The following is a 7,299-nucleotide window of genomic DNA, read 5'->3' on the forward strand; positions in this document are numbered from 1 at the left end:
GGGTTATGTGTGGGTGAGCTGTCATTAAATGTGGGTATAAGTTGTGCCTCCGGTTATCCACCGGGTTGTCCTGTGGTCCGCCAACAGGGTTATGAGCCTAGTTATCCACAGGAAAAGGCGATTAAAAAAAGCCGGCTCCCCTGTGGATAGGTGGGCTTCTGTAGGGGTAGAATGGCTGGCTCGGTTGTGCCTTTGTGTTCTTGTGGCAGGGCGATGACAGCGAGCAATACATCAAGGAAATCAAGGCGGGTGCGTGTCTGAAGAGCTCTGGCAACGCTGTCTGACGCGACTCGAAGATGAGTTGCCGTCGCAGCAGTTCAACATGTGGATTCGGCCGCTTCAGGTGGCTGCATCTGCGGATGGTGCGGAGCTGACCCTGTTTGCCCCCAACCGGTTTGTGGTGGACTGGGTCCGTGACAAATACCTGGACCGTATCGGCGAGGTATTGGGGGAGATGCAATCAGGGCCGCTGCCGCAATTGCGGCTGGAGGTGGGCTCCACCCGTTCCAGCACGCCCGTGGCGGCGTCTTTCAATGGTTCTGGCCCTGCTACCGGCAGTGGTCCGATAACTACGCCTGCGGTGGCCCCTGCGCCCCGTCAGCCGGAGTCTGATAGCCGGCCGCAACCCACCGCGCTGGGCGGGGCCCGCAAGCATCGCAGTAACCTCAATACCGGCTTTACCTTCTCTACCTTCGTCGAGGGCAAGTCCAACCGCATGGCGGCGGCGGCGGCCCAACAGGTGGCCGAGAATCCGGCGAGCCACGGCTATAACCCGTTGCTGTTATACGGCGGCGTTGGCCTGGGCAAGACTCACCTGATGCATGCGGTGGGTAATGAGCTGTTACGGCGCAATCCCAATGCCAAGGTGGTCTACCTGCACAGTGAGCGCTTTGTGGCGGATATGATTTCTGCTCTGCGCAACAAGACCATTAATGAGTTCAAGCGCTTCTATCGATCCGTGGATGCGTTGCTGATCGATGATATTCAATTTTTTGCAGGAAAAGAGCAGTCCCAGGAGGAGTTCTTCCATACCTTCAATGCGCTGCTGGAAAACGGTCAGCAGATCATCCTCACCTGTGACAAGTTCCCCAAGGAAGTGGATGGTTTGGAGGAGCGCCTGAAAAGCCGGTTTGGTTGGGGCTTGTCCCAGCCCATGGAGCCGCCGGAGCTGGAAACCCGGGTGGCGATCCTGAAAAAGAAGGCGGAAGAGGCGAAGGTGGATCTGCCCAACGACGCGGCCTTCTTTATTGCCCAGCGAATCCGTTCTAATGTACGGGAGCTGGAAGGTGCCTTGCGCCGGGTGATCGCCCATGTGCGTTTTACCGGGGCGCAGATTGATATCGGTCTGATCAAGGAAGCGCTGAAGGACCTGATCGCGCTGCAGGCGCGGCAAATCAGCATCGACAATATCCAGCGCATCGTGGCCGAGTATTACAAGATCAAGATCAACGACTTGCTATCGCCACGGCGGACTCGCTCGGTGGCGCGGCCCCGGCAGGTTGCCATGGCGCTGTCGAAAGAGCTGACTAGCCACAGCCTGCCGGAGATCGGTGAGAATTTTGGTGGCCGGGATCACACCACCGTATTGCATGCCTGTCGCAAGGTGCTGCAGCTGCGGGAATCCAATCCGGAAATCGAAGAAGACTATCAGAATCTGTTACGGACATTGACGTCCTAATCGGGGTGGCTCTGTGGCGAGCAAACCCAATAACCAGAACGGGAAAGCGCAATGAAATTCTCAATCAATAGAGAACAACTGCTCAAGCCGCTACAGCAGGTCGCCGCCGTGGTGGAAAAGCGACAGACCCTGCCGGTACTGTCCAATGTATTGCTGGAAGTGGGCGACGGCCAGCTTTCCATGACCGGGACAGACCTGGAGCTGGAGCTGGTGGCGCGCTTGCCGCTGGAAGGTGAGCAGGAGCCCGGTGAGACCACAGTGCCCGCCCGCAAGCTGGTGGATATTGCCAAGAGCCTGCCGGCGGAAGCCGATATCCGCTTTGAGGTGGATGGCGAACGCATGCTGGTTCGTTCCGGTCGCAGCCGCTTTACCCTGTCTATCCTGCCCGCCTCGGAATTTCCCAACCAGGAAGAAGATGCTGCAGGCAGCAGCCTGGAAATGAAGCCGGATGTGCTGCGTGGCCTGATCGATCGCACTGCCTTTTCCATGGCGCAGCAGGATGTGCGTTATTACCTGAACGGCATGTTGTTCGAGCTGAAGCCGGGCCGTCTGCGTGCCGTGGCTACCGACGGCCACCGCCTGGCGCTGTGTGACGCCGAGCTGGACGCGCCGGTTGAAGAAGCCTCCGTGATCCTGCCCCGTAAAGGGGTGATGGAGTTGTCGCGCATTCTCGGCGACAGCGGAGAGGCGGCTCGCCTGACCATTGGCCGCAATCATGTGCGCATCGTGGTGGGGGCGATCACCTTTACCTCCAAGCTGGTGGATGGCAAGTTCCCGGAGTATGACCGGGTGATTCCCAAGGAAGGCTCGCGCAAAGTGGTTGCAGACCGCGAAACCCTGCGTCAGGCGCTGGCCCGGGTGGCCATTCTGTCCAACGAAAAGTACCGGGGTGTGCGGGTGCAGTTGTCCGAGGGCAGCTTGCGGATCGTGGCAAACAACCCGGAACAGGAAGAAGCGGAAGAGGAAGTGTCCGTGGATTTCAATGGCTCACCGCTGGAGATTGGCTTTAACGTGAGCTATCTGCTGGATGTGCTGAACACCATGGGTGGCACCCAGGCAGAGCTGGAAATGGGCGACAGCAATAGCAGCGCCCTGGTCTTTGACCCTGAGAGTAAGGCTGCCGTGTATGTGGTTATGCCGATGCGCCTCTGAGAATGCAATGTCTTGCCGGGGTGGTCGTCATGGCCACCCCGTTGTTGTTTTCCCCTCCTCCCCGCTTTTGTTGTTTCCCTGATGCTTAGCCGCCTTCAGCTGAGTGATTTTCGCAACTATGGTACCGCCGAGGCGGATCTCTCCCCGTCGTTGAACGTGATCCTGGGTGATAACGGCAGCGGCAAAACCAGTTTGCTTGAAGCGATCTACTTTATTGGCAGTGGCGGTCGCTCCTTTCGCGGTGGCCGTTTGTCGCGGCTGGTTCGCGACGGCGCCGAGGCGGCCACGCTTTATGCGGAGGTGACCACTGCCGGGGATATGCACCGGCTGGGAGTGCGGCGCACCCCGGGCGGAATTGATGCGATCAAGCTCAATGGGCAGACCCCCAGGGCGCTGAGTGAGGTGGCCGCGCTGTTGCCAGTGTTGGCGTTGCACCCTACTTCTGTTGAGTTGGTTTTTGGGTCATCGCAGCTTCGGCGGCGCTTTATGGACTGGGGAATGTTCCACGTGGAACATCAGTTTATGCCTGTGTGGCGCGCCGGCTCGGCAGCCCTCAGGCAGCGCAATGCCCTGTTGCGCACCGGCCGTCCGAGTTCGAGAGAACTGGGCTTTTGGAATCAGCAACTGGCCCAGACTTCTGATAGAATCGAAGGGTTACGCAGGGGCTATCTGGCTGCGCTACAGCGTGGTTTGGATGAGGCCTTGGTGGTATTGGCTCCCGAGCTGAAAATTCGGCTCAGGCTGCAAACAGGGCTGCAGAAAGATGAGTCCTATGGGCAGGCCCTGGAGCGGCTTCAGCCAGATGATCTACGGCGTGGCTTCAGCCAGGCTGGATTCCATCGCAGTGATATTCGTATTGAAAGTCATGGCGTTGTGGCCCGCGACCGTTTATCCCGTGGGCAGGCCAAATTGGTGGCCTATGGCATGGTGTTGGCCCAGTTACCGTTGATTAGCCAGGCTGGAAAGGTTTGTACGCTGCTGGTGGATGATTTGGCGGCAGAACTGGATGAAGAACATCGTAATCAGTTGTTGGGGTATTTGGCGACTACGGGCCACCAGACACTGATTACAGCGTTGGATATGCCCCAATGGGCTGCCATCGTGAATGACAATAACGCATTACAGGCGGTGGATAGCAAAATGTTCCACGTGGAACATGGCAAGCTGCGCCCCCTCACCGAGAGCAAATAAGGAAATACCATGGCAGAGAAGAATTACGATTCATCCAGCATTAAGGTGCTGAAAGGATTGGATGCCGTACGTAAACGTCCGGGCATGTATATCGGTGATACAGATGATGGCACGGGTCTGCACCACATGGTGTTTGAGGTCGTGGATAACTCCATCGATGAGGCGCTTGCCGGATTTTGCTCCGAGATCAAAGTGGTTATCCATCCGGACGAATCTGTCTCTATCCAGGATAATGGCCGGGGTATTCCCACCGAAATGCACGAAGAAGAAGGTGTCAGCGCCGCCGAAGTCATCATGACGGTGCTACACGCCGGCGGTAAGTTCGACGATAACACCTATAAGGTGTCCGGCGGGCTGCACGGCGTGGGGGTATCGGTGGTGAATGCCCTGTCGGAAGAGCTGAAATTGACCATTCGTCGCAATGGCCAGGTTCACGAGCAGATTTATAACCACGGGGTTCCGGCCAACCCGCTGGAGGTAGTGGGAACAACGGAATCCAGCGGTACAGCGGTTCATTTCCGCCCTTCCGCTGAAACCTTCAGCAATATCAAATTCCACTACGATATCCTCGCCAAACGATTGCGGGAGCTGAGCTTCCTGAACTCCGGCGTGCGTATTCACCTGATGGATGAGCGCAGCGGCGATGAAGATGTGTTTGAGTATGAGGGCGGGCTGAGTGCCTTTGTCAGCTACCTGAATACCAATAAAACCGCCCTGAACCAGGTCTTCCACTTCAATTATGAGCGGGAAGAAGACGGGATTGCGGTGGAAGTGGCCATGCAATGGAATGATTCCTATCAGGAAAACATTTTCTGCTTTACCAACAATATTCCCCAACGCGATGGCGGCACGCACCTGGCCGGTTTCCGGGCGGCGCTGACCCGTACCCTGAACAGCTATATGGACAAGGAAGGGTTCCTGAAAAAGGAAAAAGCCAACCCGTCCGGGGATGATGCCCGGGAAGGCCTGACAGCAGTAATCTCCGTGAAAGTGCCTGACCCCAAGTTCTCCAGCCAGACCAAGGACAAACTGGTCTCCTCCGAGGTGAAGAGCGCGGTGGAACAGACCATGGGGGATCTTTTCCAGGATTACCTGCTGGAAAACCCCACCGAAGCCCGTAGCATTGTACAAAAAATCATCGATGCGGCACGCGCCCGCGATGCGGCCCGTAAAGCCCGCGAAATGACCCGTCGTAAGGGCGCACTGGATATCGCTGGCCTGCCTGGCAAGCTGGCGGATTGCCAGCAGAAAGACCCGGCGCTCTCCGAACTCTATATTGTGGAGGGTGACTCTGCGGGGGGCTCAGCGAAACAGGGCCGTGACCGCAAGAACCAGGCGATTTTGCCCCTCAAAGGTAAAATTCTGAATGTGGAGAAGGCGCGTTTCGACAAGATGCTCTCCTCCCAGGAAGTGGGCACCCTGATTACGGCACTGGGCTGTGGCATTGGTCGTGATGAATACAATATCGACAAGCTGCGTTATCACCGCATTATTATCATGACGGATGCGGACGTGGACGGTTCACACATCCGCACCCTGCTGCTCACCTTCTTCTTCCGTCAGATGCCGGAGCTAATCGAGCGTGGTTACGTCTATATCGCCCAACCGCCGCTCTACAAGGTGAAGAAAGGCAAGCAGGAAACTTATTTGAAAGACGATCCGGCCATGGAGGAGTACCTCACTACCCTGGCGCTGGATAAAACCGGTCTGTACCCGGGGGATGATGCGCCACCGATCAGTGGTGAGCCGCTGGCCAAGTTGATCGCCGAGTACCGCGGTGTGATGAAGATTGTCGACCGACAGTCCCGGGTCTTCCCGGAAGAAGTGCTGGAGCAGATGATCTATATGCCGTCACTCAGTGAGGCGTCGCTGAAAGATGAAGCTGCCATGACGCAGTGGTGCGAGACCCTGGGAAAACGCGTGGATGCTATCACTGACGCCACCCAGGCATTTACGATTACCGCCCAGCGTGATGAAGAGCGAGGCCTGTACTTGCCACGTGTGCAAGTGCTCGCTCACGGTGTACCCCGTGAATATCGTGTTACTCTGGATTTTCTGCAGTCCCCGGACTACCAGAAGATCAAGGCCTTGGGGGAAACCCTGGAAGGCCTGCTGGCAGACGATGCCTACATCCAGCGTGGTGAGTCGCAGCGGCCTATTCGCCACTTTGCCGAAGCCCTGGACTGGCTGATGGTGCAAGCGCGCCGTGGTACCAGTTTCCAGCGTTACAAGGGGCTGGGGGAGATGAACGCGGACCAGCTGTGGGAAACCACCATGGACCCGGAAAGCCGCCGTATGCTGCAGGTGACCATCGAAGACGCCATTGCGGCGGATCAGATCTTCACCTGCCTGATGGGGGATGACGTGGACCCGCGCCGTCAGTTCATCGAGTCTAATGCACTGCAGGTATCGAATCTGGATGTATAAACGCCTGAGGCTGGATGCCTGATGCACGACGCTTAAAAAAAGCGAACCCGTTGGGTTCGCTTTTTTATTGCCTTTAGCGTCCGGCCTCAGGCATCTGGCGTCATGCGTAATTTATACCGCAAAATCGTCCAGCTTGGCGCCTTTGCTCAGGGCATCCTGCAACCACAGTGGACGTTTGCCGCGGCCGGTCCAGGTGTTGCCGCTGTTATTGGGATCGCGGAATTTTACTTTGGCCGGGCGGCGCACACCGGTTTTTTTCTTGGCGGCTTTCTTGCGCGTGGTCTTTTTCTTGTCGGCGGCATTTTTCAGCAGGTCCTGGGGATCCACACCCAGATCCTTGGCCATTTTCTCCAGAACCGCCTGGGCATTTTTCAATTCGGCTTTACGCTTTTTGTCGAGCGCAGACTCTGCCTGCTTGATCAGTTTTTCCAGCTCGTCCACAGACAGTTCGTCAAGATTGATGCTCATTAAGGTGCCCTTGTTTTAGGTCATTGAATAACGGCAAAGACTGTAATTATTTTAGTGGGCATTGGCAATATAGTGGGTTAAACGCAGAGCGGAAAATAAAAAATACGGTGACGTAAAATAATATTTTTCCCGCGGTGATTATAAAATAACCGCCTTCCTGCCATTTTGTGGATAACACGCACCGGTTGTTAAGGAACCTCTGAAAAACTCCTTGCGTACTCAGTCTTTCAGGCTGGTTCGCAATCTAGGCGTGCTTTTGAAGGTGTCCCCTAACTGGGATCGAGATATGTCCATCCATCGAAAAAGCGCAACAACGAGTGCGGGCCAGCCTGAATGACCCGAAGGGCGTGGCCTGAAGCGCACATCTGCTGCGCCTTGCCTCT

The 7,299-nt window shown here is 56.5% G+C and carries 5 protein-coding genes; 4 read left to right on the top strand and 1 reads right to left on the bottom strand.

The window, feature by feature from the left end:
• Positions 1-253: 253 nt before the first annotated feature.
• From dnaA to gyrB, 4 genes are all read left to right on the top strand, one after another.
• Positions 254-1,678 carry a chromosomal replication initiator protein DnaA gene (dnaA, locus tag A3730_RS22580; RefSeq protein ID WP_063520429.1) on the top strand — a complete coding sequence of 475 codons (1,425 nt, stop codon included), beginning with the start codon at positions 254-256 and terminating at the stop codon, positions 1,676-1,678.
• A gap of 51 nt (positions 1,679-1,729) precedes the next feature.
• Positions 1,730-2,830, top strand: a complete 1,101-nt coding sequence (dnaN, locus tag A3730_RS22585) for a DNA polymerase III subunit beta (RefSeq protein ID WP_063520428.1) — start codon at positions 1,730-1,732, stop codon at positions 2,828-2,830.
• An 81-nt stretch (positions 2,831-2,911) separates the two neighbouring features.
• Positions 2,912-4,021 carry a DNA replication/repair protein RecF gene (gene recF / locus A3730_RS22590; RefSeq protein WP_063520427.1) on the top strand — a complete coding sequence of 370 codons (1,110 nt, stop codon included), beginning with the start codon at positions 2,912-2,914 and terminating at the stop codon, positions 4,019-4,021.
• A gap of 9 nt (positions 4,022-4,030) precedes the next feature.
• A complete protein-coding gene (gene gyrB / locus A3730_RS22595; RefSeq protein ID WP_063520426.1) occupies positions 4,031-6,448 on the top strand; it encodes a DNA topoisomerase (ATP-hydrolyzing) subunit B in 2,418 nt (805 codons plus the stop codon).
• Between the two features lie 111 nt (positions 6,449-6,559).
• Here gyrB and A3730_RS22600 read toward each other — a convergent pair whose 3' ends face one another.
• A complete protein-coding gene (locus tag A3730_RS22600; protein WP_063520425.1) occupies positions 6,560-6,916 on the bottom strand; it encodes an H-NS family nucleoid-associated regulatory protein in 357 nt (118 codons plus the stop codon).
• Positions 6,917-7,299 lie beyond the last annotated feature (383 nt).

This window comes from Alcanivorax sp. HI0044 (assembly GCF_001634945.1).

Coding starts and splice junctions, on each gene's coding strand:
- A3730_RS22600 (WP_063520425.1), bottom strand. CDS start 6,916: ATGAGCATCAATCTTGACGAACTGTCTGTGGACGAGCTGGAAAAACTG.
- recF (WP_063520427.1), top strand. CDS start 2,912: ATGCTTAGCCGCCTTCAGCTGAGTGATTTTCGCAACTATGGTACCGCC.
- dnaN (WP_063520428.1), top strand. CDS start 1,730: ATGAAATTCTCAATCAATAGAGAACAACTGCTCAAGCCGCTACAGCAG.
- gyrB (WP_063520426.1), top strand. CDS start 4,031: ATGGCAGAGAAGAATTACGATTCATCCAGCATTAAGGTGCTGAAAGGA.